This window comes from Streptomyces sp. NPDC002564, from assembly GCF_042889645.1.
Lineage (GTDB): Bacteria > Actinomycetota > Actinomycetes > Streptomycetales > Streptomycetaceae > Streptomyces.
In genome coordinates this window covers 461,877-486,082 of sequence record NZ_JBIARE010000001.1, presented here as the reverse complement: position 1 = coordinate 486,082, position 24,206 = coordinate 461,877, and the positions used below count along the sequence as shown (strand labels likewise).

Genomic DNA, 24,206 nt, shown 5'->3' with positions numbered 1-24,206 from the left:
CCCCTGTGCACCCCGCCACGCCCAAGGAGAGACCTGATGATCTTCGGCCGCACGCCCGAGCTCCCCACCGCCGAGCAGGCCCTGAAGGGCCGGGCGACCCCGGAATTCGAGGTCCCCGCCCGGCACACGGTCCTCGGCAACCCGCTCGTCGGCCCCTACCCCGAGGGCCTGGAGGTCGCGGACTTCGCGCTCGGCTGCTTCTGGGGCGCGGAGCGCAAGTTCTGGCAGACGGACGGCGTCTGGACGACGTACGTCGGCTACCAGGGCGGCTTCACCGAGAACCCCTCCTACGAGGAGGTGTGCTCCGGCCTGACGGGCCACACGGAGGCGGTCCGCGTCGTCTTCGACCCCTCCCGGGTCTCGTACGCCACGCTCCTGAAGCTCTTCTGGGAGTCCCACAACCCGACGCAGGGCTTCCGCCAGGGCAACGACGTGGGCACGCAGTACCGCTCGGCGATCTACACCCACTCCGCCGCCCAGCAGACGACGGCCGAGGAGTCCCTGGCCGCCTACCAGAAGGTCCTGACGGCCGCGAACCACGGCACGATCACGACGACGGTCCTCCCGGCCGCCGACCGCCCGTTCTGGCCCGCGGAGGCGTACCACCAGCAGTACCTGGACAAGAACCCCGACGGCTACTGCGGCATCGGCGGCACGGGCGTCTCCTGCCCGATCGGGGTGGCGCGGGCCGAGGGCTGACACCACGACCTGGGCTTCGGCACGAACGCGCGCAGAGCCCATGACAAGCGCAGAGACCGCTCCCACGACGGCACACCACGCCCAGGTGTGCCGTCGGTTCGTATGCCCCCGATCTGCGCCGGGGTCCTGATGACCTCGCACGGGTGCGCACGGACCGCGTCGCGCCCCCTGGTACGGCCCTCCCCCTCTGCCCTCAGCGAATCTGCCGCAAGCCGAGATCTGTGACAGCGGCGGCGTCGCGCGGCAACAGTGGAGGCAGAGCGCGGCGTCGAGGCCGCGGGGTTCGTGAGGAGGGCTCATGTCAGTGCGGGACAGCGGGTGGGACGTGGGGCGGCCGCGGGGTGCGGACGGGGAGACCGTCGGCTCGCGGTTCGACGATCATCTGGCCGCCCAGTTGCTGAACCAGCGGATCGTGTTCCTGGGCACGCAGGTCGACGAGGTGTCGGCCAACCGGGTGTGCGCGCAGATGCTGTTGCTGTCGGCGGAGGACCCCAGGACCGACATCAGTCTGTACATCAACAGCCCGGGCGGCTCCGTCACCGCGGGGCTCGCCATCTACGACACCATGCGGCTCATCCCGAACGACGTGGCCACGCTCGCCATGGGATTCGCGGCCAGCATGGGCCAGTTCCTGCTGAGCGTGGGCACGCCCGGCAAGCGGTTCGCGCTGCCCAACGCGCGGATCATGATGCACCAGCCGTCCGCGGGCATCGGCGGCACCACCGCCGACATCGCCATCCAGGCGGAGAACCTGGAGTTCACGAAGAGGGCCATCGAGCGGATCACCGCCGAGCACACCGGGCAGAGCGAGGAGACGATCTCCCGGGACGGCGACCGCGACCGGTGGTTCACCGCCGAGCAGACCAAGGAGTACGGGATGGTCGACCGGGTGGTCGAGTCGCTGGAGGACGTGCGGCCCGCCGGGTCGAAGCGCCGTATCGGACTGGGAATCTGAGGGGTCGTCGGACATGAGCCAGTACACCATCCCCACCGTCGTCGAGCGCACCCCGCAGGGCGAGCGGTCCTACGACGTCTACAGCCGGCTGCTGTCCGAGCGCATCATCTTCCTCGGGACGGAGATCGACGACGGCGTCGCCAACGTGGTCATCGCGCAGCTGCTCCACCTGGAGTCGTCCGCCCCCGACCGCGAGGTCGCGATCTACATCAACTCGCCCGGTGGTTCCTTCACTTCGCTCATGGCGATCTACGACACCATGAGCTTCGTCTCCGCGCCGATCTCGACGTTCTGCGTCGGGCAGGCCGCCTCCACCGCCGCCGTGCTGCTCGCCGGCGGCGACCCGGGGCGGCGGTTCGTCCTCGACCACGCGCGCGTGCTGCTCGGGCAGCCCGCGAGCCGCGGACAGCAGGGCACGGTCTCCGACCTCAGCCTGCAGGCCAAGGAGATGCTGCGGATCCGCTCGCAGGTCGAGGAAGTGCTCGCCCACCACACCCACCACGACGTGGCGACGCTGCGCGCGGACATGGACCGCGACAAGTTCTTCACCGCGCAGGAGGCCGTCGCGTACGGGCTGGCCGACCAGGTGCTCAGCAGGCGGTCCCTGCCCGCCGCCGCCTGAGGGCGGCGGCGGGAGCCGGGGTCACGCGGCCAGGCGGACCTCGGACTGGTACGACGCCCTGGCCGGCCTCGCGCGGGGAAGGCCGGCCAGCCGGGTCTGGGCCAGGGACAGCAGGTCGGGCAGGCCCAGGCCGAGCGCGCGGGCGGCGGCCGCGAGGACCTCGGAGGAGGCCTCCTTGCGGCCGCGCTCCAGCTCGGAGAGGTAGGGCATGGAGATCCGGGCGGCGTCGGCCACGTCCTTGAGCGTGCGCTCCTGGGCGAGGCGCTCACCGCGCAGGACGTCACCGACGACGTCCCGCCAGAGGGGCTCCTTCTCCTCGCCGGACCCCTGAGGCCCCTGCGGCCCCTGCCGCTGTCCCTGCCCCGCCCCCGGTGGGCGCAGGGGGATGACACGGGCCTGCTCCGGCCTCGGCGCCGGTCCGCGCCCCTGCCGCTGCTTCTGCGTCTCTTGCGCCTCTTGGCTGCTCACGCGCCCAGCCTAGGAGCGGCACCGCCGCCCCGGCAGCACGAAGCGTTCCGCCGCCCGCGAAATCGCCGGGCGGCTACGGCCTGCCCGACCCCACCGACGACGCGTCCCGCCCCCAGCTCGCCAGCAGCCGCAGCCCCTGCGCCGACGCCGAGTCCGGCTCCGCGTGGTACATGATCAGCGACTGGTCGCAGTCCTCCGGCAGGCTCAGCGTCTCGAAGGACAGCGTCAGCTCGCCGACCAGCGCGTGCCGCATCCGCTTGACGCCGTGCCCCTTCTCCTGGACGTCATGGGTGGCCCACAGGGTCCTGAACTCCTCGCTCTTCACGGATAGTTCGCCGACCAGGCCGGACAGCTGCGGGTCGTTCGGGTAGCAGCCCGCGTCCATCCGCAGATAGCTGACGATGTCCGACGCCTTCTGCTCCCAGTCCACGAAGAGCTCGCGCGAGCGCGGGTCGAGGAAGCAGATCCGCGCCCAGTTCCGCTCGGCCGGGGCCAGCTCGCCCCAGTCGCCGAAGAGGGCCGCCGCGAGCGCGTTCCAGCCGAGGATGTCGGAGCGGCGCCCCACCACGTACGCCGGCACGCTCTCGATGGAGTCGAGGAGCTGCTGCACCACGGGCCGCATGTACTGCGGGCGCACGGCCTTCTTCTTCTTGTGCGCCTTGGGCTTGGCGAGGTGGGTGAGGTGGGCGTGCTCGGCGTCGGTGAGCCGCAGGGCGCGCGCGATGGCGTCGAGGACCTCGCCCGAGACATTGCGGCCGTTGCCCTGTTCGAGCCGGGTGTAGTACGCCACGGAGACCCCGGCGAGCTGCGCGAGCTCCTCGCGGCGCAGGCCGGGCACCCTGCGGTGCCGGCCGAAGTTCGGCAGGCCGACGTCCTGCGGCTGCAGCCGCGCCCGGCGGGTGCGCAGGAACTCGCTCAGCTCGGCCCGGCCGTCCAGCGGGCGCCCCTCGGGGCCCGCGGGCAGCGCGGGGCCCTGCGTGCGGTCGGCCGCGGCCTCGGGGTTCTCGTCCATGCCCTCCAGTATCCAGGGTCGTACGACCACGAGCCTGACCCCGCCAGTGGTAGGCACGATGGTCGTAGGCAGAACGGATGTCTGGGTGACATCGCAGGTCAGTGGCAGCCTCGAGGACATGACTGAGCAGATCACCACCGTTTCCGCCTACGCCGCTCCCGCCCCCGAGGCGCCCCTGGAGCGCACCACCGTGCCGCGTCGCGCCGTCGGCGAGTTCGACGTCCTGATCGACATCAAGTACGCCGGTATCTGCCACTCGGACATCCACCAGGCCCGCGACGGCTGGGGCGAGGGCCTCTACCCGATGGTCCCCGGCCACGAGATCGCCGGCATCGTCGCCGAGGTCGGCCCCGGTGTCACCAAGTTCACCGTGGGTGACCGCGTGGGCGTCGGCTGCATGGTCGACTCCTGCCGCGAGTGCGAGAACTGCAAGGCCGGTCTGGAGCAGTACTGCCTGCAGGGCAACATCCCGACGTACAACGGGCTCGGCAAGGACGGCGAGCCGACCTACGGCGGTTACTCCACGCACATCGTCGTGGACGAGGCGTTCACCCTCCGCATCCCCGAGGGCATCTCCCTCGACGTGGCCGCGCCGCTGCTGTGCGCCGGCATCACCACGTACTCCCCGCTGGCGCACTGGAACGCGGGCCCCGGCAAGAAGGTCGCCGTCGTCGGCCTGGGCGGTCTCGGCCACATGGCCGTCAAGATCGCGCACGCCATGGGCGCCGAGGTGACCGTCCTCTCGCAGTCCCTGCGCAAGAAGGACGACGGCCTGAAGCTGGGCGCCGACCACTACTACGCGACCAGCGACGAGGCCACCTTCGAGGCGCTGTCCGGCACCTTCGACCTGATCGTGTCGACCGTCTCGGCGCCGCTGCCGCTGGACAAGTACCTGGGCCTGCTGCGCGCGGAGGGCGTCTTCGCGAACGTCGGCGCCCCCGAGGAGCCCGTCTCCCTCAACCTGTTCTCCGTGATCGCCGGCCGCAAGACGCTGGCCGGATCCATGATCGGCGGCATCCAGGAGACCCAGGAGATGCTGGACTTCTGCGCGGAGCACGGCCTCGGCTCCGAGATCGAGCTGATCCGCGCCGACCAGATCAACGAGGCGTACGAGCGTGTCCTCGCCAGCGACGTGCGCTACCGCTTCGTGATCGACACCGCGACGATCTGAGTCCGGACCGCACCGGACCGCACCACGCATGCCGACGGCCGTCGGCCGGGACCTCCCGGCCGGCGGCCGTCGGCGTGCCCCGCCCGGCGCCGTGGCCGGAACCCGCCCGGCAGACGGGACCGCGCGGACAGGACCTAGGTCCGACGGCGCACCCGGCGGCCGATGCGCGGCCGCGGCGGGCGGACCTAGCGTGGTCGGTGTCAGACAGCGCAACGGGGGCCGGACCGACCGGGAGGTCACACGATGCCGATCGAGCTGAACCACACCATCGTCGCCGCCGCGGACAAGCAGAAGTCCGCCCAGTTCCTCGCCGACATCCTGGGCCTGGAGGTGAGCCCGCCGTTCGGCCCGTTCGTCCCGGTGGAGATCCCCAATGGCGTGACCCTGGACTTCCACGACCGCGACGGCGGGCCGTTCGTGCCGCAGCACTACGCCTTCCTCGTCTCCGAGGACGAGTTCGACGCGATCTTCGGGCGCATCAAGGACCGCGGCCTGCCCTACTGGGCCGACCCGTACCACCGGCACGCGGGCGAGATCAACACGCACGACGGCGGCCGGGGCGTCTACTGGGAGGACCCGGACGGCCACAACCTGGAGATCATCACCCGGCCGTACGGCAGCGGCGGCTGAGCGTACGCAGGGGCGGCGGTCACGGCCGGACGGCGAGGCGGGTGCCCCACTCGATGTGGGCGGTGAACGCGGAGCGGAACTCCGCGTCCGTCGGCAGGCCCGCCTCGTCCGCCGCGTCCTGGAGGAGGCCGACCCAGCGGCGGCGCTGCGGCTCGGTGACGCCCTGGCCGGGGCGCCCGGTGACCGCGCGGGCGGGGCCGCCGACGACCTCGCCGAGCCACTGGGCGACGTGCGCGGCCTGCGCGGGGTCGAGGCCCGCGAAGAGCGGGGCGAGCAGGTCGTCGGCGCGGGCCTTCGCGCGGAAGGCCTCGGTCAGGCGGGCGAAGCGCTCCTCGCCGCCCGCCCACGCGGAGAACGCCGGCGTCGACGCCCCCGCGCCGCGCACGGCGGTGGGCGTGTAGTGGCGCGTCTCCTCGATGTACCCGACGTAGGGCCGGACGTGCGCGAGGAACTCCTCGGAGAGCTCCGAGCCGCGAAAGTCCGTCAGGTGGTCCTCGGTCGAGGTCCAGGTGATCCGCAGGACGTAGTGCTCGAAGTCCTCCTCGCAGCGGGTGAGTTCGTAGTCGACGCACTGCGGTGCCGCGGCGAGCGGGACGGCCGCGTGGGTGTACGCGGCGAGGAACTCCGCGGAGCGGTCGGCGGGTATGCGGTAGCGGGTGTACTCGACGGTGCGCGTGGTCATGTGGCGTCGGCTTCCTGTGGAGCGGGCCCCGGTGCCGCCCGTGCGGCACCCGGTCCCCGGGTGCCCGCGGTGCGGGAACCGACGCGGCGCCGACGGGCAGCGGCGACAGATGGCCGCCGGCCCCTTCGGCGCCGCGCCCGGTGACGCGCCGAAGCGCGTCACCGGGGTGTTCCTCCGTGCCGTGATCCGCGTCTACTTGCCGTAGTACGCGTTGTAGATCGACAGCGTCGACTTGTTGCCCTTCTTGTCCGCGATCTTGGCGTGGAACGAGATGCCCTTGTTCTTCGCCGGGTTCTTGACGGAGATCTTTCCGCCGGTGACCTTGGACTTCTCCCACGTCTGGCCGTAGTCGTAGGAGACGTACACGGTCAGCGACTTGAGGTTGGCACCGGCCGCCGAGCCGAGGACCGTGACCGGCACGGACTGCTTGACACCGGCCGCCGCCCTGCTGCCCAGGTCCACCGCGGGGGCGAACCGCACGGCGGAGACGGGCAGGCGCGCGTTGTCCGCCTTCTTGGAGCGGAAGGAGAAGCTCGCGTCGATGCGCGTGCTGGCCGCGCCGATCTTGACGGACCGCTTGACCGACGTCTTCAGCTGGTACGCGGCGTCGGCCGACGGCACCTTGAACGGCTTGGCGCCGGCCAGCGGGTCGTCGCTCTCGCCGACCTTGGTGCCGTTGCGGTACAGCGTCGTGGCGACCGAGGTGTACTGCGAGTAGCCCGCGTGGGTCTTGCCGTCCGCGTAGAGCGGCAGGTAGCCCTCGATCTCGTTGCCGCGCCGGAAGACGCCGTAGGCGCCGCCGATGCGCGGGCCGAAGACGGCCGTGTTGAAGACCTTCTCGTAGCTCTGGCCCGCCTTGAAGGTCTGCGGCGTGCCCAGCGAGTAGGCCGTCTCGACCGTCGGCCAGCCGCCCTCGTCGAGGGGACCGTTCTGCTCGAACTCCAGGCCCCACTTCACCTTGTCCGCGGTGGACACGTACACGGTGCGGGTGGTGGGCAGCTTGGTGGGCACGGAGATCGACCAGGCGCTGCTGGTCGAGGGCAGTTCGCCGGCCGCGCGCAGCGAGCCCTTCTTGCCGCTCGCGGCGGCGCCGAGACCGCCCTTGACCGTGGCCAGCTCGCTCGCCTTGTAGTGCTTGGTGTAGCCGGTGGCGAGCTGCTTCACCGGGCCGCCGGCAAGGGTGTCGTACTCGGTGTTGTCGCCCTTGGTCCAGACGGCCGCCCACTGCTGGGTGAGGTCGACGCCGGTCGGCGCGGGGCCGACGGCGCCGGTGCGGAAGTTCTTGAACTCGTCGAGCAGCCAGCCGAAGCCGATGCTGCGGTCCGGCGTCTCCACCGTGTAGTCGGGCGCGGCGAGCACCCCGGTGACGCCCGTGGCGGGCACGCTCACGTCGACCGGCTCGGCGGTCCGCGCGTCGACGGTCACCGTCGTGTTCTTGGAGACGGTGAGCTTCGGCTGGGCGAGCCAGTCGATGCCCTTGGAGAGGTCCGCCAGGTCGACCGCGATGTTCGCGTCCAGGACGTAACTGCCCTTGGGGACGCGGATCTTGACGGTGCCGGACGGGTCGTAGGGGCTGAAGTCCTGGCCCTCGCCGCCGCCGGAGAGGCCCTGCAGCGAGTCCAGGTAGTGCTTCGTCGGCTGCCCGTCACGCCCGATGTGCTTCAGCGTGAGGTCGTACGACTCCACCTCGCGGTCGAGGGCGGCGGCGGTGCGGACGGTCTGGCCGCCGCCGGTGGCGACGAGGTAGGCGGAGTAGGCGCCGTCGGTGGTGCCGCCGAGCCGGGAGTCGGCGGTCAGGTCCACGGAGGCGGTGCCGCCGGCGGGGACGGTGACCTTCTTGGCGCCCAGGGTGAAGAAGCCGGCCGGGGCCGGGCGGCCCTGGGGGTCCAGGGCGCTGACGGTCAGGTCGAGCGTGACCTCGTCCTTGCCCAGGTTCCGGTAGGTGACCTTCTTGGTGACGGGCTTGTCGTCGGTGTGCGGCCACTGCTGGGTGCCGAAACTGACCGAGGACGGGTCGGCGATCACGGACTGCTTGATGGCCTTGTCGACCGCGATCCGGCCCGATCCCTGCTGGAAGGGCGTGTACGCGCCGGGCGTGGTGGAGCCGGTCAGGGCGCCCTTGAGCTCGGTGTACTTCCAGTCGGGGTGCTGCTGCTTGAGCAGGGCGGCGGCGCCCGCGACGTGCGGGGTGGCCATCGAGGTGCCGTCGATGGTCAGGTACCCCTCGGGGTTCTGCCCGACCTCCTTCTCGATGACCGAGCCGGGCGCGGCGGCCGCGGTGATGGCCACGCCGGGCGCGGTCACGTCCGGCTTGATCGCGCCGTCCCCGACGCGCGGGCCCTGGCTGGAGAAGTCGGCGAGCCGGTCGTCGTCGTCGACCGCGCCGACGGTCAGCGCGGCGTCCGCGCTGCCGGGCGAGCCGACCGAGCCGGGCGCGCCGTCGTTGCCCGCGGCGATCGCGAAGAGGATGCCCTTCTCGGCGGACAGCTTGTCGACCTGCGCCTCCAGCGGATCGACGCCGGGAGTGTCACCGCCGCCCAGGCTGAGGTTGACGACGTCGGCGCCCTGCTCGGCCGCCCAGTCCATGGCGGCGATGATGCCCGAGTCCTCGCCGTAGCCGTCGTCGCCCAGGACCTTGCCGTTCAGGAGCTTCGCGCCGGGCGCGACCCCCTTGAACTTGCCCCCGGACTTGGCCCCCGTGCCCGCGGCGATCGACGCGACGTGCGTGCCGTGACCGTACCGGTCCTTCGCGTCGGCCGACTCGGTGAAGTTCTTCTCCCCGATGACCTGGTCCTTCAGGTCCGGGTGGGTGGCGTCGACACCGGTGTCCAGCACGGCGATCTTGACGCCCTTGCCGTCGTATCCGGCCGCCCAGGCCTTGTCGGCGCCGATCTGCTTGGTGCTCTTGTCCAGGCTCGCCTTGCGCACGCCGTCGAACCAGACGTGCTCGATGCCGGACGCGGCGGTGCGGGTGCCTTCCTTGCCGCGGGTGAGCGCGGCCCACAGGTCGGGCGCGTCCTGCTTCGGCGTGCTGACCGCGTCGGCGTTCAGCGCCTTCAGGCTGCGCCGGAGCGTGGTGTCACCGGCGGAGCGGACCTCGGCCCGGGCCGCGGAGGCGGCTCCCCGGTAGCCGACGATCACCTTCAGACCGCTCTTCTGGACCGCGCGGTTGCGCTTCTTGTTCAGCTCCGTCACGTCGAACAGCCGCTGGTCGACCGTGCCGTCGGCGATCAGGCGCTGCGCGTCGGCGGGTATCAGCAGCGTGTGCGTGCCGTTGCGCCGGACCTGTACGGGTATCCGCTCGCTCCCCTCGGCGCGGTCGAGGCCGACCACCCGGCCCTTGGCGTCGATGACGGCCCGGTCGCCGGTGATCAGGGTGACGTGGCTCCTGCCCTCGCCCTTGCCGAGCGCCCCCTGTGCCCCGGAGTGCTGTCCCACGGGTGCCTGGTCCGCGGAGGCCGGGCTGGTCATGCCCGCCGCGAGGGCCACGGCGACCGCCGCGGCGACACTGGCCCCGTACGCTCTCTTCACTTGTCTGTGCAAGTCTCCCCCTGGAGGTTAAGGGGCTGCGAGCCCCTCGGACACCGAAGTATGCCGAGAGGCGAACACGTGCTCAACAGTGATACGGAAGTGCGCAGTTGGTACGGGGGTGAATTCACGACGCCTTAACAGCGCCGCCGGACACGACGAAGCCCGCGCCCCCCGAGGGGACGCGGGCCGGTGCGCCGCGGTGGGCGGGATCAGCGGGATCAGACGGCGGAGCCGGCCTTCCACTGCGCCCAGTCCATGTTCCAGCCGTTCAGGCCGTTGTCCGGGGCGACGGTCTTGTCACCGGTGTTGCGGACGTCGACGACGTCACCGGTGATCGAGTTCTCGTAGAACCAGGAGCCCGGGGTGCTCTTGTCGCCCGCGCCCTTGGCGTCCTGCAGGCCGATGCAGCCGTGGCTGGTGTTCGCGCCGCCGAAGATCGAGGGCGAGCCCCAGTAGTTGCCGTGGATGAAGGTGCCCGAGTTCGACAGGCGCATGGCGTGCGGGACGTCCTTGATGTCGTACTCGCCCTTGCCGTCGCCGTCCTTGAAGCCGACGGTGGCGCCGTCCATCCGGGTCTCCTTGAACTTCTCGGAGATCACCATCTTGCCGTTGTACGTCTTGTTCTCGGGCGAGCCCGCGGAGATCGGGATGGTCTTGACGACCTTGCCGTCCCGCATGACCTTCATCTGCTTCGTCTTGGCGTCGACCACGGAGACCTGGTTGCGGCCGATCTTGAACTGCACCGTCTTCTGCTGCACGCCGTAGACGCCGTCGGCGCCCTCGACGCCGTCCAGGTTCAGCTTCAGCGTGACGGTGGTGTTGCCCTTCCAGTAGTCCTCGGGCCGGAAGTCCAGGCGGTTGTTCCCGAACCAGTGGCCGGAGATCTCCTGCCCGCCGGTCGAGGAGACCTTGACCGCGGACTGGACCTCCTTCTTGTTCGTGATCGCCTTGTCGAAGTTGATCGACACGGGCATGCCGACGCCGACCGTGGAGCCGTCCTCGGGGGTGAAGTTCCCGATGAAGCTGTTGGCCTTCGAGACGGTCGTGAACGTCGAGTTCTCGTGGGCCTTGCGGCCCTCGGAGTCCGCGGCGGTCGCCGAGATCTTGTACTTGGTGGCGCGCTCCAGCTGGCCGCTGGGCTTCCAGCTCTTCTTGTCCGCCGATATCTGGCCGGCGACGGCGGTGCCGTCGTCGGTCTTCATCGTCACGTCCGTGAGCGACCCCTTGCTGACGGTGACCGCGGCGGCGCTGTTGATGCTGGCGTTGTCGGAACCGTTCTTCGGCGCGATCTTGATCTGCGCGGCGGAGGTCTTCTTGGCCGCCGCCTCGTCGACCTGGTTCTGCGACTCCTTGCCGCCGGAGGCCTTGTCGCCGTCGTCGCTGCTGCACGCCGAGAGCACGAGCACGCCGCCCACGAGGGCGGACACGGCCGTGAGGCCCTTGCGCCCACGCACGAGCCCGCGGCGCCTACTGTCCGTCATCACACGTATCTCCATCGTTGCCGAATCCCCAGGACCAACCCCCGAGTGTCCCCGTAACCCCGCATAACGTCCTGCCCGGTTCGTCCCGTTCCAGTACCGCGAGAAGTGTGGGGAACACCACGCTCCCGGTACGGGAAGCGTCTCCGGTCGACCACTGTGCCGACGGAGACGACGGAACCCCGGGCGGCGGTTGCTGCCCGGGGTTCCCGATTCCGGATCTTTCAATCCGGGCTACAGCTCGTCGTCCTCGTCGCCATCATGCTCGTCCGGGTCCCAGTCCGGCGAATCGGGGTCGTAGTCGATCAGCTCGCTGCTCCACGAAGCCTGGGTGAGCTCGGTCCCGGGCACCTGGCTGACCAGGTCGAAGGGGTCCACGAGGTAGGCGATGGCCTCGGCGACGTCCTCCTGGACGGTGGCCTCGGCGTGGGTGCGCTCCTCGGCCGGCATGTGCTCGTCCTCGGCGATCCGGCCGAGCGCGGCGCCGGTCAGCTTCTCCGCGTCGCCCACCTCGACGACCATTTCCACCCGCAGGCGAACAAACCGTGATGTCTCGTCTCCAGTCATGGACGGAGCGTACGGCCCGCCCCCTCCGCGACTTTCCCGCGACCCGCACCTTTCACTAGCATCGCCCCACACGGCCAATTCGCCAGCGCCACAAGGGGGATCCGATTCCGTGTCCGCACGCCGATCCATGCTGACCACCGCCGCCGCCGGGGCCCTGCTCGGAGCCCTGTGCTTCGTGCCCTCCGCGAACGCGACCTCCCCCGCCTCGCACGAGACCGTCCGCGAGGAGCGGCCCGCCGCCACGAACGCGGCCCAGCACGAGACCACCGCCCGCGAGACCACCACGGCCGCCGACCGCCTCGCCGACACGGGCGGCTTCGACACCACGCCGTACGTCATCGGTGGCACGGCCTTCCTCGGCCTGGGGGCGGGCTTCGTGGTCCTCTCGGTCCGCAGGGAGCGCACCGCCTGACCCCGTCACGCCAGCATGCCGCCGTCGACCCGCAGGACCGTGCCCGTGACGTACGAGGCGCGGTCGCTCAGGAGCCAGGCGGCGGCCTGGGCGATCTCCTCGGGATCGGCGGCGCGGCCCAGCGGGGTGCGGGCGTTGAGCTGGTCGATGATCCCGGGCGACCGCGCGTCCCACTCCTGGAGCATCTCGGTGAGCGTGGTGCCGGGCGCGACGGCGTTGACGCGGATGCCCTCGGGACCGTAGGTGGCCGCCGCCGACGCGGTGAGGCTGTTCAGCGCCCCCTTCGTCGCGCCGTACGCGGGCAGCTGGGGGTTGGCCATCAGGCTGCCGACGCTGGAGGTGTTGACGACGGCGCCGCGCCCCGCGGTGGCGCGGATGGCGGCGATCTCGGCGTTCATGGCCAGCCAGGGCCCCTTGAGGTTGACGGCGCAGACCTGGTCGAAGTCGGCCTCCGACAGCTCGTCCATGGGGCCGGGCGGCTGGCCCGTCGCGCCGTTGTTGAAGGCCACGTCGAGGCGGCCGAACCGGTCCACGGCCCGCTCGACGGCGGCCCGGACGCTCGCCGGGTCGGCCAGGTCGCACACCACGTGGTCCGCGGTGCCGCCCGCCGCCCGGATCTCCTGGGCCACCGCCGCCAGCTGTGGCCCGGTGCGGGCCGCGAGCAGCACCCGGGCGCCCTCGCGGGCGAACAGGCGGGCCGCGGCGGCGCCGATGCCGCGCCCCGCGCCGGTGATGAGGGCGACCTTGTCGAGGAGCAGGCCCGTGCCGGCGGCAGTGGTGATCGGTGCGTTGGTCATGCCGAGGAGCCTGCGCCGGACCGCGCCGCTCATCCAGGCACCGGCAGTACCTGGCTGGGCACCCCGGCGTCCGCGCACACTGGGGCGGTGGACCGACGAGTACGGCAGGAGCTGGGCGACTTCCTGCGCAGCAGACGCGAACGCATCACCCCCGCCGACGTGGGCATCCCCGCCGGGGCGCGGCGCCGCACGCCCGGCCTGCGCCGGGAGGAGGTGGCGCAGCTCGCGTACATCTCGGCGGAGTACTACACGCGGCTCGAACAGGCCCGCGCCACGCACCCCTCCCGGGAGGTGCTGGCGCAGCTGGCCCGGGCGCTGCGTCTGTCGGACGCCGAGCGCGACCACCTGCACCATCTGGCGGGCACCCCGCCGGGTCCCGCGCCCGGGCCCTCGCGGGAGGTGCGGCAGAGCATCGTCGACCTGCTGCGGCGGCTGCCGGAGGCCGCGGCGGTCGTGATGTCGGCGACGTACGAGGTGATCGCCTGGAACGATCTGGCCGCCGCGCTGATGGAGGACTTCTCCGCGCTGTCGCGCCGGGACCGCAATCTGGTGCGCCGCGCCTTCCTGGGTCCGCACCCGCACGGCCGGCGGCTGTACGGCGTCTCGGACGCGGACGAGTTCGCGCGGACGTCGGCCCAGCACCTGCGCGCCGCCGCGGCCCGCTACCCGCACGACCCGGAGGTGTCCGGCCTGGTCGAGGAACTCCTGACGGGCAGCGAGGAGTTCGCCGCGCTCTGGGCCGCCCACGACGTGACGGCCCGCCCCACCCTGTGCAAGACCTTCGCGCACCCGCTGGTCGGCCCGGTCACCGTCAGCTGCGACGTCCTGGACATCACCGACCGCGACCAGCACGTGGTCATCTACACGGCGACGCCCGGCTCGCCGTCGGAGGAGGCGCTGCGCCTGCTGTCGGTCATCGGCACCCAGCGCATGGGCGTGCCGGGCTAGGCGGGGCGGCACGGTCACGCTTGCTACCGTCGTCGCCGATGACCACAGATCCCGTGCCGGTCCGGCGCCGCCCGGTGACCGCCGCCCCCTGGGACGTCCTGCTCGTCGGCGGGGCCTCCGGCATCGGCAAGAGCCGGGTCGCGGAGCGGCTCGCCGCGGAGCACCGGGCGTTCGTCGTCGAGTTCGACGACGTCGTGGAGGCGGTGCAGGCGATCACGACCGCCGAGCAGCATCAGGGGCTGCACCACTTCGACACGGTGTCCGACGCCGACCTGCCCGCCGACCGCGTCCTCGACCTGCAGATCGCCACGGCCCGCGCCCTGGAACCGGCCGTGCTCGGCGTCGTCCGCAACCGTCTGACCGTCGACGTGCCCGCCGTCGTCGAGGGCGACTACCTCACCCCGGCCGCCGCCGCGCGCGCCGTCCGGGAGGGGGAGCGTGCGGGGCGCCGCGTGCGGGCCGTGTTCCTGCACGAGGGCGACGCCCGGCAGATCGCCGCCAACTACGCGAGCCGGGAGCCCGGCGGCGGGGTCCAGACGGAGCGCGCCGAGGTCGGCGCCGCGTACGCCCGCTGGCTCTCCCGCGAGGCCGCGCGGCACGGGCTGCCCGTGGTCGACGCCCGCCCCTGGGACACCCTCGTGGCCCGCATCCGGCTCGCCCTCGCCCCGCCGGGGACCTCTCCCTAGGCCAGTGCGCCGGTGACCGGCTCCACCGCCGCCACGAGCGCGCCGGTGCGCACGAACGCGTCCGCCGCCGCCAGGTCCGGCGCGAGGAAGCGGTCCGGGCCCGGGCCCTCGACGCCCGCCTTGCGGACGGCCTCGATGACCGCGCGGGTGGCCGGCGCCGGGGTGAGGCCCTCGCGCAGCTCGACCGCGCGCGTCGCCGCGTAGAGCTCGATCGCCACGATCCGGGCGAGGTTGTCGACGGCGGTGCGCAGCTTGCGGGCCGCGGACCAGCCCATGGAGACGTGGTCCTCCTGCATGGCGGAGGACGGGATCGAGTCGGCCGACGCCGGGACGGCGAGCCGCTTCATCTCGCTGACCAGCGCGGCCTGCGTGTACTGGGCGATCATCAGGCCGGAGTCGACGCCCGCGTCGTCCGCGAGGAACGGCGGCAGGCCGTGCGAGCGGTTCTTGTCGAGCAGCCGGTCGGTGCGGCGCTCGGCGATCGAGCCGAGGTCGGCCGCGGCGATCGCGAGGAAGTCCAGGACGTACGCCACGGGCGCGCCGTGGAAGTTGCCGTTGGACTCGACCCGGCCCCCGGGCAGCACCACGGGGTTGTCGACGGCGGCGGCCAGTTCGCGCTCGGCGACCAGCCGCGCGTGCGCCATCGTGTCCCGGCCCGCGCCCGCGACCTGCGGGGCGCAGCGCACCGAGTACGCGTCCTGCACGCGCGGCGCGTCGTCCTGGTGGTGCCCGGTGAGGCCGGAACCGGCCAGCACGGCCAGCATGTTGGCGGCGGAGGCGGCCTGGCCCGGGTGCGGGCGGATGGCGTGCAGCTCGGGCGCGAGGACCTTGTCCGTGCCGAGCAGCGCCTCCAGCGTGAGGGCCGCCGTGACATCGGCCGACTTGTAGAGGGTCTCCAGGTCGGCGAGGGCCATGACCAGCATGCCGAGCATGCCGTCGGTGCCGTTGAGGAGCGCCAGGCCCTCCTTCTCGCGGAGCTCCACCGGGCTGATGCCGTGCGCGGCGAGCAGCTCGCCCGCCGGGCGCACCACGCCGTCGGGGCCCTCCGCGTCGCCCTCGCCCATCAGCGTCAGCGCGCAGTGGCTGAGCGGCGCGAGGTCGCCGGAGCAGCCGAGGGAGCCGTATTCGTGGACGACCGGGGTGATGCCGGCGTTCAGGACGTCGGCCATGGTCCGCGCGACCTCGGGGCGCACGCCCGTGTGGCCCGAGCAGAGCGTCTTCAGGCGCAGGAACATCAGCGCGCGGACGACCTCGCGCTCCACCCGCGGGCCCATCCCGGCCGCGTGCGAGCGCACGATGTTGCGCTGCAGCTGTGCGCGCAGGTCGGGGCCGATGTGGCGGCTGGCCAGGGCGCCGAAGCCGGTCGAGACGCCGTACACCGGCTCGGGCTTGGCCGCGAGCGCGTCGACGATCTCGCGGGCGGCGGCCAGTGCGGCCAGCGCCTCGTCGGAGAGTTCGATCCGCGCGTTCCCGCGCGCGACGGCGACGACGTCCGCCGCGGTCGTCCCGGACGTCCCAAGGGCCACGGTGCCCACGCTGTGCATATCCATATTCAGCAGCGTACGGTTTGAATCGCCAGGTGTCACGGGTGGATTCGGCGAGGGCCACTTACACCGGCGCCCGCGTCACGGCGCCGGACGCGGACCGCGGCCCCGGAACCTGCGCCGCTCCCCCGCCGGATGCGTCCCCTCGGACGAGTCGGCGAGGCGGATCACCGGGTCGTCGCCCCCCTCGTGCCCCTCCCGCCCGGCCACCACCGGCTTCGGCGCCCGGGCCGCCTTCGCGCGGTACTGCGCGGCGTCGGCGAGCCGGAAGAGACGGCGGGCCGAACCCACCGGGCCGATCGGGTCGCCGGTGGAGGCGACCCCGCACGCGACCCCGTCGCCGAGCTCCAACTCCGAGGCCCGTACGCAGAGTTCGTCGGCGACCCGGACCACCTCGTCGGCGGTCGGGCCGACCGAGAGCAGGCAGAACTCGTCGCCGCCGAGGCGTGCCGCGAGGGTCCCCGGCAGCATCGCGCCGCACAGCGACAGGACCGAGCCGAAGCGCTCCAGGAGGCGGTCGCCGACCGCGTGGCCCCGGGTGTCGTTGACCCGCTTGAGGCCGTTCACGTCACAGACGACCAGGCTCACCACGGACCCGTCGGCCAGGTGCCGCTCCACCGCCTCGTCGAGCCTGAGGTCGACCGCGCGGCGGTTGGCCAGGCCCGTCAGGGAGTCCGTGAAGGCGAGCCTGCGGGCCTCCTCCAGGCGCTCGGTCTGCGCGATCCCGGCGGCGACCACCGCCGCGAGGACCGTGGCGAAGTCGGCGTCGTCCCGGTCGAAGAGCGGCGCCCCCGGCGGGCGCGCCACATACAGCTCGCCCCACGCCCGCCCGTGCAGCACGATCGGCGCGACCACGCAGCAGCCGCGGCCCCGGCGGCGCAGGGCGGCCACCCGCTGGTGGCAGTAGCCGGGCGCACGGCCGCCCGACGGGCCCTCGGCGGTCTCCACCCAGGCGTGCGGCTCGCCGCCGCCCGCCCAGTGCTCGTGCAGGAACTCGGTGATCTCCGGGAACTGGTGGACGGGGTACGCCTCGTTCTCCGGGAACTCCTCCTCGCCCTGGACGCGTTGCCCCGCGTTCACCAGCACCCGCAGCCGCCCCATGTCCCGCTCCCACACGGACAGCGCCGCGAAACTCCCGCTCAGCGCGCGGCAGGTGCCGCCGGCGGCCGCCCGCCAGGACTCCCGCGGTGTGTGCGCCGCGGCCATTCCCTGCGCAAGCTCCACCACGGCCCGCAGCCGGACATCCTCTCCCATTTCCCCAGATTAGGAGGTTTACGTCATTTTGGTACCACCGGACATCCCCCGGACCGGCACGGCCACTCCCCGGCCGTTCCGGCCCGCGCCCGCCCCGCGCGCTACACGCCGGGCCACCGCGGGGTGCGCTTCTCGTTGAACGCCGCGACGCCCTCCGCCCGGTCCGCGGAGAACGCCACCGTGCGCCACGCCGCGTCCTCCACCTCCAGGCCCGCCCGCAGGTCCAGGCCGTGCCCCAGGCGCAGGGCGCGCTTGGCCGCGCGCAGCCCGACGGGCGAGTTGGCGGCGATGCGGGCCGCGAGCGCGAGCGCCTCCGTGCGGGCCTCCCCCTCGCCCGCCAGCACGTCGACCAGACCCAACTCCCGCGCCTCCGCGGCCTCCACACGGCGCGCCGAGAAGATCAGCTCGGCGGCGCGGGCGGCCCCCACCCGGCGCGGCAGGAGCTGGGTGCCGCCGCCGCCGGGGATGACGCCGACGGACACCTCGGGCAGCCCGACCACCGCGGACGGGTCGGCGACGATGATGTCGCAGGAGAGCGCCAGCTCGAACCCGCCGCCGAGCGCGAAGCCGTGCACGGCCGCGACGGTCGGCATGGGCAGCTCCAGGACGCCGGTGTACGAGGCCCGGGTCGTGGGGCGCTGGCGGCGCAACTCGTCGTCGCTGAAGGAGTTCCGCTCCTTGAGGTCGGCGCCCACGCAGAAGGCCCGCTCGTGGGTGGAGGTCAGCACGACGACACGGGCGTCCGCGTCGTCGGCGAGGGCGGCGCAGGCGGCGGCGATGGAGCGGGCCATCTCCGAGGAGACGGCGTTCATCGCCTTGGGCCGGTCCAGGACGAGCTCGACGACGTGGCCGTGCCGCCGGACCGCCACGTACTCCCCGTACCGCTGCTCGTCGCCCATGACGTCTCCTCCACCCGGTTAACGACCGTTACCCGGGGATCATGTCAGGCGGACCCGGGCCCCGGGAAGGGGAACGGACCGGGGCGGGCGGGCACGCGCAGGGGCGGGCGCGCACCGGGCGGTCTCAGCCCCTGCGGGCCAGCAGCCACGGCTCGACGACGCCGAGGCCGCGCACCGGCCGCTGCCACATCGGCTGCAGCGCGAAGCGGTACGAGGGCGGCTCCTCGCCCTCCTTCTCCGCCTGCGCGGCCTCCTCCGCGGCCTCCGCCTCGGAGGCGGGCGCCTCGCCCGTGCGGGTCAGCTCCTCCGCGAAGGCCCCGTCGACCAGGACCGCGTCCCGGGGCGCTATCGAGGTGAGCCGGCTCGCGAGGTTCACGGTGGTGCCGAAGACGTCGCCCATGCGGGTCGTCACGGTGCCGAAGGCGATGCCGACGCGCAGCTCCGGCATCGTCTCGTCGTTGGCCATGGTCTCGATCAGGCGCAGCGCGATCTCCGCGGCGACGCCCGCGTCGTCGGCGGCGTAGAGGACCTCGTCGCCGAGGGTCTTGATGAGCCGGCCGCCGTGCGCCGCGACCAGGTCGGCCGCGGTGGTCTCGAAGGCCTCGACGAGCTCGCCCAGTTCCTCCTCCTCCATGCGCCGGGTCAGCCGGGTGAAGCCGACGAGGTCGGCGAAGCCGACGGCGAGCCGCCGGTCGACCATCTCCTCGTCGTCCGCGGCCTGCATGACCCGGCCGGTGGCCGCAGCCAGCTGGCGCCGCCACACATAGACCAGGAACTCCTCCAGCTCGGGCAGGAGCAGCTCGACCAGCGGATACGTGACCTCGGTGCGGGTCATGCCCGGCTCGGGCGGCTCGGTGAGCCCCTCCAGGAAGGAGTCGATCTGCCACTCGGCGAGCCGGGCCGTGGTCTGCCCGGTGGAGCGGGCCACCTGCACGGCCATGGCCTCGCTCAGCAGGCCCGCCTCGACGAGACCGGCGAGCCGGCGCAGGGCCAGCACGTCCGCCTCGGTCAGCGCCTTGGCCTGGCCGATGTCGGGAAAGCCCATGGCCCGCCAGAACCGGGACGCCAGCTCCATCGAGACGCCCGCGCTGCGGGCCGCCTGGAAGGGGGTGTAGCGCCGGTCGGCGCCGAGGATGAGCTGTTCGAGCCGGAGGGCGAGCGGGTCCTTCTCCGCGTCCCCCTCGTCCTTGTCGTCCACCTCGGGGACGCCGGGCCCCCCGGCCGGTCGTGCGGTCCCGTCGGGCACCACACCAACGCCGTCGGGGGCGGGGTGTGCACCCGTGCCGGAGCCCGTGTCGTCGACGGTCACGCCTGCTGCCCTTCCGATCTGCCGCGGTCAGTATCGACCGGCGTCAACTTTACGGCAGGTGTGCCGCAGCTCACTCCCGACTCCCGCCACCCGGTTCTTGACCGCGCCGGGGTACCCGTGGATCACCCGGGAAAACCCGGCGCCGCCCGCCGTCACCCGGCAGGACGAAGGTGCACGATGTCGCCCGCGCCGACCGGCTGCTGCATGCCGTCCGCGGTGGCGAGCACCAGCCGCCCGTCGCCGTCCACCGCGACCGCCTCGCCCTCGACGGAGCGGTCCCCCGGCAGCTCCGCGCGGACCTGCCGTCCCAGCGTGGCGCACCCCGCGGCGTACGTCTCCTGGAGCCTGCTGACACCCGGGTCGCCCGCCGCCTCCCGCCAGTCGCCGTACCACTGCTCCAGGGAGCGCAGGACGGCCCGCAGCAGCGGGTCGCGATCGGTCACCCCGGCGCCCGCGAGCGCGAGGGAGCCCGCCGTCGGCACCGGCAGCTCGTCCTCGCGCAGCGTGACATTGAGGCCGACGCCGACGACGACGCCACCGCCGTCCGCGGAACCGGCGCGCTCCGCGAGGATGCCGCCGGCCTTGCGCTCCTGGTCACCGACGGTCACCAGGAGGTCGTTGGGCCACTTGAGTGCGGTGTCCACCCCGGCCGCCCGGGAGAGGCCGGTGGCGACGGCGACGCCGGTGAGCAGCGGCAGCCAGCCCCACCGCTCGACCGGCACCCCGTCGGGCTTGAGCAGGACCGAGAAGAAGAGGCCGGAGCGGGCGGGCGCAGACCAGCGGCGGTCCAGCCGGCCGCGCCCCGCGCTCTGCTCCTCGGCGACGAGCACGGCGCCCTCGGGCAGCTCGTCGGCGCGGGCCGCGAGGTCGGAGTTGGTGGAGCCGGTGGCGGCGACCACGTCCAGGGAGGACCACAGGCCGCCGTCCCGCAGCAGGGTGCGCCGCAGGGACGCGGCGTTGAGCGGCGGCCGGTCGAGGTCGGACCAGCGGCCGCCCCTGGCGGAGCCACGGCCTCCGGCGGCGGAGTCGTCGTACGCGTCTGAAGCATCTGGCGGCGTCATGCAAGCCACCTTAGGTGTGGTAAACGCCGCACTGCCGAACGGTATCGGCGCCGATACGCTACGGGTCAGTAGCCAGCCGCACAGCCGTAGACAAGCACCTTTGAGCAGGCAGGGAGCCGCATCCCGATGTCCGAGCCGGAAGAGCCCAACGTGCCCGCGCAAGACCGCACCGCCGAAGACGGCGCCATCGACATCCATACGACCGCGGGAAAGCTCGCCGACCTGCAGCGCCGCATCGAGGAGGCCAAGCACGCGGGCTCGGCCCGCGCGGTGGAGAAGCAGCACGCCAAGGGGAAGCTGACGGCGCGCGAGCGCGTGGAACTCCTGCTCGACGAGGGCTCCTTCGTCGAGTTCGACGAGTTCGCGCAGCACCGCTCGACCAACTTCGGCCTGGAGAAGAACCGGCCGTACGGCGACGGCGTGGTGACCGGGTACGGCACGGTCGACGGCCGCCCGGTCGCCGTGTTCTCGCAGGACTTCACCGTCTTCGGCGGGGCCCTCGGCGAGGTCTTCGGCCAGAAGATCGTCAAGGTCATGGACTTCGCGCTGAAGACCGGCTGTCCGGTCGTCGGCATCAACGACTCCGGCGGCGCCCGCATCCAGGAGGGCGTCATGGCCCTCGGCATGTACGGCGAGATCTTCCGCCGCAACACGCACGCGTCGGGCGTGATCCCGCAGATCAGCCTGGTCGTCGGGCCCTGCGCCGGCGGCGCCGTGTACTCCCCGGCGATCACCGACTTCACGGTCATGGTCGACCAGACCTCGCACATGTTCATCACGGGCCCCGACGTCATCAAGACCGTCACGGGCGAGGACGTCGGCTTCGAGGAGCTGGGCGGCGCCCGCACCCACAACGCCACGTCGGGCGTCGCGCACCACATGGCGGGCGACGAGAAGGACGCCATCGAGTACGTCAAGTCCCTCCTGTCGTACCTGCCTTCGAACAACCTCAGCGAGCCGCCGGCCTTCCCCGAGGAGGCCGACCTCACCCCCACGGACGAGGACCTCGCCCTCGACACGCTGATCCCGGACAGCGCCAACCAGCCGTACGACATGCACGGCGTGATCGAACACGTGCTGGACGACGCGGAGTTCTTCGAGACGCAGCCGCTGTTCGCGCCGAACATCGTCACCGGCTTCGGCCGGGTCGAGGGCCACCCGGTGGGCATCGTCGCCAACCAGCCGACCCAGTTCGCCGGCTGTCTGAACATCGACGCCTCCGAGAAGGCGGCGCGCTTCGTGCGCACCTGCGACGCGTTCAACGTCCCGGTGATCACCTTCGTGGACGTGCCGGGCTTCCTGCCGGGCGTCGAGCAGGAGCACACGGGCATCATCCGGCGCGGCGCGAAGCTGATCTACGCCTACGCGGAGGCGACGGTCCCGCTGATCACCGTCATCACCCGCAAGGCCTTCGGCGGCGCGTACGACGTGATGGGCTCCAAGCACCTGGGCGCGGACCTGAACCTCGCCTGGCCGACCGCGCAGATCGCGGTGATGGGCGCGCAGGGCGCGGTGAACATCCTGCACCGCCGCACCATCGCCGCCGCCGACGACCAGGAGGCGACCCGCGCGCAGCTCATCCAGGAGTACGAGGACGCCCTGCTGAACCCGTACACGGCGGCCGAGCGCGGCTACATCGACGCGGTGATCATGCCGTCGGAGACCCGCTCGCATCTGGTGCGCGGACTGCGTCAACTGCGCACGAAGCGGGAATCCCTGCCTCCGAAGAAGCACGGCAACATCCCCCTCTAGCCCGCACTCCCCAGCCAGTCCCGCTAGTCCCGCTAGTCCCTCAGGGAGGGCCTCATGATCAAGGTCGTACGGGGCAATCCGACCCCGGAGGAGCTCGCCGCCGCCCTGGCGGTGGTCCAGGCGCGCGCCGCGGCGGTCGCAGGGCGGCCGTCCGGCGCGCCCGAGCCGTCCGACTCCTGGTCCGACCCCGCGCGGGTGGCCAGGCACCGGCTGCCCGCGCCCTCGCCCACGGCGTGGGGCCGCACCTACTGGCCCGGCTAGGCGAGACGGGCCGGGGAACCTGAGTACGCGTACTCAGGCGCCCCGGTCCGCCCGCCCGCAGTATCGAAGACATGCTGTGGTCGGATCCGGAGGACAACCCTCCCAAGGACATGCGAGACCTGCAGGCGAAAATGCGCCGTGCGGGACTGGTCCTCGCCCTCGCCATGGTGGTCGCGATGTTCGTGCTCGGCATCCACTGAACGCGGCCCCGCCGCCCGCGGAGCGCCTACGCTGACCGCATGAGTGATCAGCCCCGCCGTCTCGTCCTCGCCTCCCAGTCACCCGCCCGGCTCGGCCTGCTCCGGCAGGCGGGCCTCGCCCCCGAGGTGATCGTCAGCGGCGTCGACGAGGACAAGGTGTCCGCGCCCACCCCCGCCGAGCTCGCGCTCGCCCTGGCCGAGGCCAAGGCGTCGGTGGTCGCCGCGCGGCCCGACGCCAAGGGCGCGCTGGTGATCGGCTGCGACTCCGTCCTGGAGCTGGACGGCCGGGCGCTCGGCAAGCCCGCCGACGCCGAGGAGGCCACCGCCCGCTGGAAGGACATGCGCGGCCGCGCGGGCGTCCTGCAGACCGGCCACTGCGTCCACGACACCGCCTCGGGCCGGTACGCCTCCGCGACCGCCTCGACCGTGGTCCGCTTCGGCGAGCCCACCGACGCCGAGGTCGCCGCCTACGTCGCCAGCGGCGAACCGCTGCACGTGGCGGGCGCGTTCACGCTGGACGGCCGCTCGGCGCCGTTCATCGAGGGCATCGAGGGCGACCACGGCAACGTGATCGGCCTCTCGCTGCCGCTGCTGCGCCGGCTCCTCGCCGAACTGGGCGTGAGCATCACGGAGTTGTGGCAGAAGTAGCCGGCCCCGCACGGACCGGCGGCCGGGCCGCGCGGGCTCAGGCGGGCTGCGGCGCCCCGCCCTCGGGCGCCGCGCCGCCGTCCGCCGCGCCCTCGCGCTGCGCCTTCTTCTCGTAGGCCACGAGCGGCAGGACGATCAGGCCGAGCGCGACCATCATGAAGGCGAAGGCGGCCCAGCCGACCAGGCCGACGCAGAAGGCGCCGAGCAGGCCGTGCACGACGGCGCAGCTGATCAGGAGCAGCCGGCCGAAGGTGCCGGGGGCGCGGTCGCGGGCGGCGGTGCGGGCCAGGATCACGGCGCACACCGCGAGGTAGCCGCCGAAGAGGACGCCGGCGATCCAGGTCGAGACGGTCATCGCGTGCGGGTCGAGGCCCGCCAGGGACATGTCCTGCTTGTCGACGACGAGGCCGAGGAACCAGTTGAGGAGCGCGATGCCGACCGCCTCCGCGAGGAGAACGATCGCGCCAACCCAGGCCACCGGTCTGCGCGCCACGGCGCCCCACCCTCTTTCCGCTGCTGTTACCCCTAGTACGTTCGAGCCATCGCGAACGCTACTAACGGGTAAACCCCGGGACAAGAGCTGGGCCGCAGGCAAAGAATCATTGGGCCATTCGTAGGGA

Annotated in this window: 25 protein-coding genes; 12 read left to right on the top strand and 13 right to left on the bottom strand. The window is 72.6% G+C overall.

The window, feature by feature from the left end; genetic code table 11:
- Positions 1-36 precede the first annotated feature (36 nt).
- From msrA to ACFYXE_RS02350, 3 genes are all read left to right on the top strand, one after another.
- Positions 37-699 (top strand): peptide-methionine (S)-S-oxide reductase MsrA, encoded by a 663-nt coding sequence (gene msrA / locus ACFYXE_RS02360; RefSeq protein WP_389308083.1) that lies wholly within the window; start codon positions 37-39, stop codon positions 697-699.
- A gap of 298 nt (positions 700-997) precedes the next feature.
- Positions 998-1,654 carry an ATP-dependent Clp protease proteolytic subunit gene (locus ACFYXE_RS02355; protein ID WP_389308081.1) on the top strand — a complete coding sequence of 219 codons (657 nt, stop codon included), beginning with the start codon at positions 998-1,000 and terminating at the stop codon, positions 1,652-1,654.
- 13 nt (positions 1,655-1,667) lie between these two features.
- Entirely contained in the window at positions 1,668-2,276 is a 609-nt protein-coding gene (locus ACFYXE_RS02350) for a ClpP family protease (protein ID WP_389308079.1), read from the top strand.
- Between the two features lie 21 nt (positions 2,277-2,297).
- Here the strand turns inward: ACFYXE_RS02350 and ACFYXE_RS02345 are convergent, their stop codons facing one another.
- The gene (locus ACFYXE_RS02345) at positions 2,298-2,663 is read right to left on the bottom strand and encodes a helix-turn-helix domain-containing protein (RefSeq protein WP_389309469.1); all 366 of its coding nucleotides are present in this window, start codon (positions 2,661-2,663) and stop codon (positions 2,298-2,300) included.
- A 154-nt stretch (positions 2,664-2,817) separates the two neighbouring features.
- Positions 2,818-3,756 (bottom strand): helix-turn-helix transcriptional regulator, encoded by a 939-nt coding sequence (locus tag ACFYXE_RS02340; RefSeq protein WP_389308077.1) that lies wholly within the window; start codon positions 3,754-3,756, stop codon positions 2,818-2,820.
- 118 nt (positions 3,757-3,874) lie between these two features.
- Between ACFYXE_RS02340 and ACFYXE_RS02335 the strand changes: the two genes are divergently transcribed.
- Both ACFYXE_RS02335 and ACFYXE_RS02330 read left to right on the top strand, forming a co-directional pair.
- Positions 3,875-4,927, top strand: a complete 1,053-nt coding sequence (locus tag ACFYXE_RS02335) for an NAD(P)-dependent alcohol dehydrogenase (RefSeq protein ID WP_389308075.1) — start codon at positions 3,875-3,877, stop codon at positions 4,925-4,927.
- 243 nt (positions 4,928-5,170) lie between these two features.
- On the top strand, positions 5,171-5,557 hold the full coding sequence (locus ACFYXE_RS02330) for a VOC family protein (RefSeq protein WP_361170400.1): 387 nt from the start codon (positions 5,171-5,173) through the stop codon (positions 5,555-5,557).
- Positions 5,558-5,576: 19 nt separating this feature from the next.
- Here the strand turns inward: ACFYXE_RS02330 and ACFYXE_RS02325 are convergent, their stop codons facing one another.
- The 4 genes from ACFYXE_RS02325 to ACFYXE_RS02310 all read right to left on the bottom strand — a co-directional run bounded on the left by ACFYXE_RS02325 (position 5,577) and on the right by ACFYXE_RS02310 (position 11,815).
- On the bottom strand, positions 5,577-6,239 hold the full coding sequence (locus tag ACFYXE_RS02325) for an antibiotic biosynthesis monooxygenase (RefSeq protein ID WP_389308073.1): 663 nt from the start codon (positions 6,237-6,239) through the stop codon (positions 5,577-5,579).
- A gap of 192 nt (positions 6,240-6,431) precedes the next feature.
- Positions 6,432-9,770 (bottom strand): S8 family serine peptidase, encoded by a 3,339-nt coding sequence (locus ACFYXE_RS02320; protein ID WP_389308071.1) that lies wholly within the window; start codon positions 9,768-9,770, stop codon positions 6,432-6,434.
- 218 nt (positions 9,771-9,988) lie between these two features.
- Positions 9,989-11,251, bottom strand: coding sequence for an Ig-like domain-containing protein (locus tag ACFYXE_RS02315; RefSeq protein ID WP_361170409.1), 1,263 nt, complete (start codon positions 11,249-11,251; stop codon positions 9,989-9,991).
- Positions 11,252-11,482: 231 nt separating this feature from the next.
- Positions 11,483-11,815: a hypothetical protein gene (locus tag ACFYXE_RS02310; RefSeq protein ID WP_389308069.1), complete on the bottom strand. Its 333-nt coding sequence runs from the start codon at positions 11,813-11,815 to the stop codon at positions 11,483-11,485.
- A 127-nt stretch (positions 11,816-11,942) separates the two neighbouring features.
- On the opposite strand from ACFYXE_RS02310, the gene ACFYXE_RS02305 reads away from it, so the two are divergent.
- Positions 11,943-12,227 carry an LPXTG cell wall anchor domain-containing protein gene (locus ACFYXE_RS02305; protein ID WP_389309466.1) on the top strand — a complete coding sequence of 95 codons (285 nt, stop codon included), beginning with the start codon at positions 11,943-11,945 and terminating at the stop codon, positions 12,225-12,227.
- Between the two features lie 5 nt (positions 12,228-12,232).
- On the opposite strand, the gene ACFYXE_RS02300 is transcribed toward ACFYXE_RS02305, so the two are convergent.
- Positions 12,233-13,024 (bottom strand): SDR family NAD(P)-dependent oxidoreductase, encoded by a 792-nt coding sequence (locus ACFYXE_RS02300; protein ID WP_389308067.1) that lies wholly within the window; start codon positions 13,022-13,024, stop codon positions 12,233-12,235.
- Between the two features lie 87 nt (positions 13,025-13,111).
- Between ACFYXE_RS02300 and ACFYXE_RS02295 the strand changes: the two genes are divergently transcribed.
- A complete protein-coding gene (locus ACFYXE_RS02295) occupies positions 13,112-13,972 on the top strand; it encodes a helix-turn-helix transcriptional regulator (protein ID WP_361170418.1) in 861 nt (286 codons plus the stop codon).
- A 38-nt stretch (positions 13,973-14,010) separates the two neighbouring features.
- Complete coding sequence (locus ACFYXE_RS02290) at positions 14,011-14,658, top strand: AAA family ATPase (RefSeq protein ID WP_389308065.1); 648 nt, start codon at positions 14,011-14,013, stop codon at positions 14,656-14,658.
- Here the strand turns inward: ACFYXE_RS02290 and hutH are convergent.
- From hutH to ACFYXE_RS02265, 5 genes are all read right to left on the bottom strand, one after another.
- Positions 14,655-16,193 (bottom strand): histidine ammonia-lyase, encoded by a 1,539-nt coding sequence (gene hutH / locus ACFYXE_RS02285; protein ID WP_389309463.1) that lies wholly within the window; start codon positions 16,191-16,193, stop codon positions 14,655-14,657. The two genes, ACFYXE_RS02290 and hutH, sit on opposite strands and share 4 nt — an antisense overlap.
- Positions 16,194-16,283: 90 nt before the next feature.
- On the bottom strand, positions 16,284-17,456 hold the full coding sequence (locus ACFYXE_RS02280) for a diguanylate cyclase domain-containing protein (protein ID WP_389308063.1): 1,173 nt from the start codon (positions 17,454-17,456) through the stop codon (positions 16,284-16,286).
- 101 nt (positions 17,457-17,557) lie between these two features.
- Positions 17,558-18,355 (bottom strand): enoyl-CoA hydratase/isomerase family protein, encoded by a 798-nt coding sequence (locus tag ACFYXE_RS02275; protein ID WP_389308061.1) that lies wholly within the window; start codon positions 18,353-18,355, stop codon positions 17,558-17,560.
- Positions 18,356-18,479: 124 nt separating this feature from the next.
- Entirely contained in the window at positions 18,480-19,664 is a 1,185-nt protein-coding gene (locus ACFYXE_RS02270; protein WP_389308059.1) for an adenylate/guanylate cyclase domain-containing protein, read from the bottom strand.
- A 152-nt stretch (positions 19,665-19,816) separates the two neighbouring features.
- On the bottom strand, positions 19,817-20,725 hold the full coding sequence (locus tag ACFYXE_RS02265; protein ID WP_389308057.1) for a biotin--[acetyl-CoA-carboxylase] ligase: 909 nt from the start codon (positions 20,723-20,725) through the stop codon (positions 19,817-19,819).
- Between the two features lie 126 nt (positions 20,726-20,851).
- Here ACFYXE_RS02265 and ACFYXE_RS02260 point away from each other — a divergent pair, with 126 nt between their 5' ends.
- The 4 genes from ACFYXE_RS02260 (at position 20,852) to ACFYXE_RS02245 (ending at position 23,586) form a co-directional block, all read left to right on the top strand.
- Entirely contained in the window at positions 20,852-22,477 is a 1,626-nt protein-coding gene (locus ACFYXE_RS02260; RefSeq protein ID WP_361170433.1) for an acyl-CoA carboxylase subunit beta, read from the top strand.
- A 54-nt stretch (positions 22,478-22,531) separates the two neighbouring features.
- On the top strand, positions 22,532-22,738 hold the full coding sequence (locus ACFYXE_RS02255) for an acyl-CoA carboxylase epsilon subunit (protein ID WP_361170436.1): 207 nt from the start codon (positions 22,532-22,534) through the stop codon (positions 22,736-22,738).
- 71 nt (positions 22,739-22,809) lie between these two features.
- Entirely contained in the window at positions 22,810-22,938 is a 129-nt protein-coding gene (gene mmpB, locus ACFYXE_RS02250) for a morphogenic membrane protein MmpB (protein ID WP_361170439.1), read from the top strand.
- A 39-nt stretch (positions 22,939-22,977) separates the two neighbouring features.
- Positions 22,978-23,586 (top strand): nucleoside triphosphate pyrophosphatase, encoded by a 609-nt coding sequence (locus ACFYXE_RS02245; RefSeq protein ID WP_361170442.1) that lies wholly within the window; start codon positions 22,978-22,980, stop codon positions 23,584-23,586.
- Positions 23,587-23,623: 37 nt separating this feature from the next.
- On the opposite strand, the gene ACFYXE_RS02240 is transcribed toward ACFYXE_RS02245, so the two are convergent.
- Positions 23,624-24,079, bottom strand: coding sequence for a hypothetical protein (locus tag ACFYXE_RS02240; RefSeq protein WP_389308053.1), 456 nt, complete (start codon positions 24,077-24,079; stop codon positions 23,624-23,626).
- Positions 24,080-24,206 lie beyond the last annotated feature (127 nt).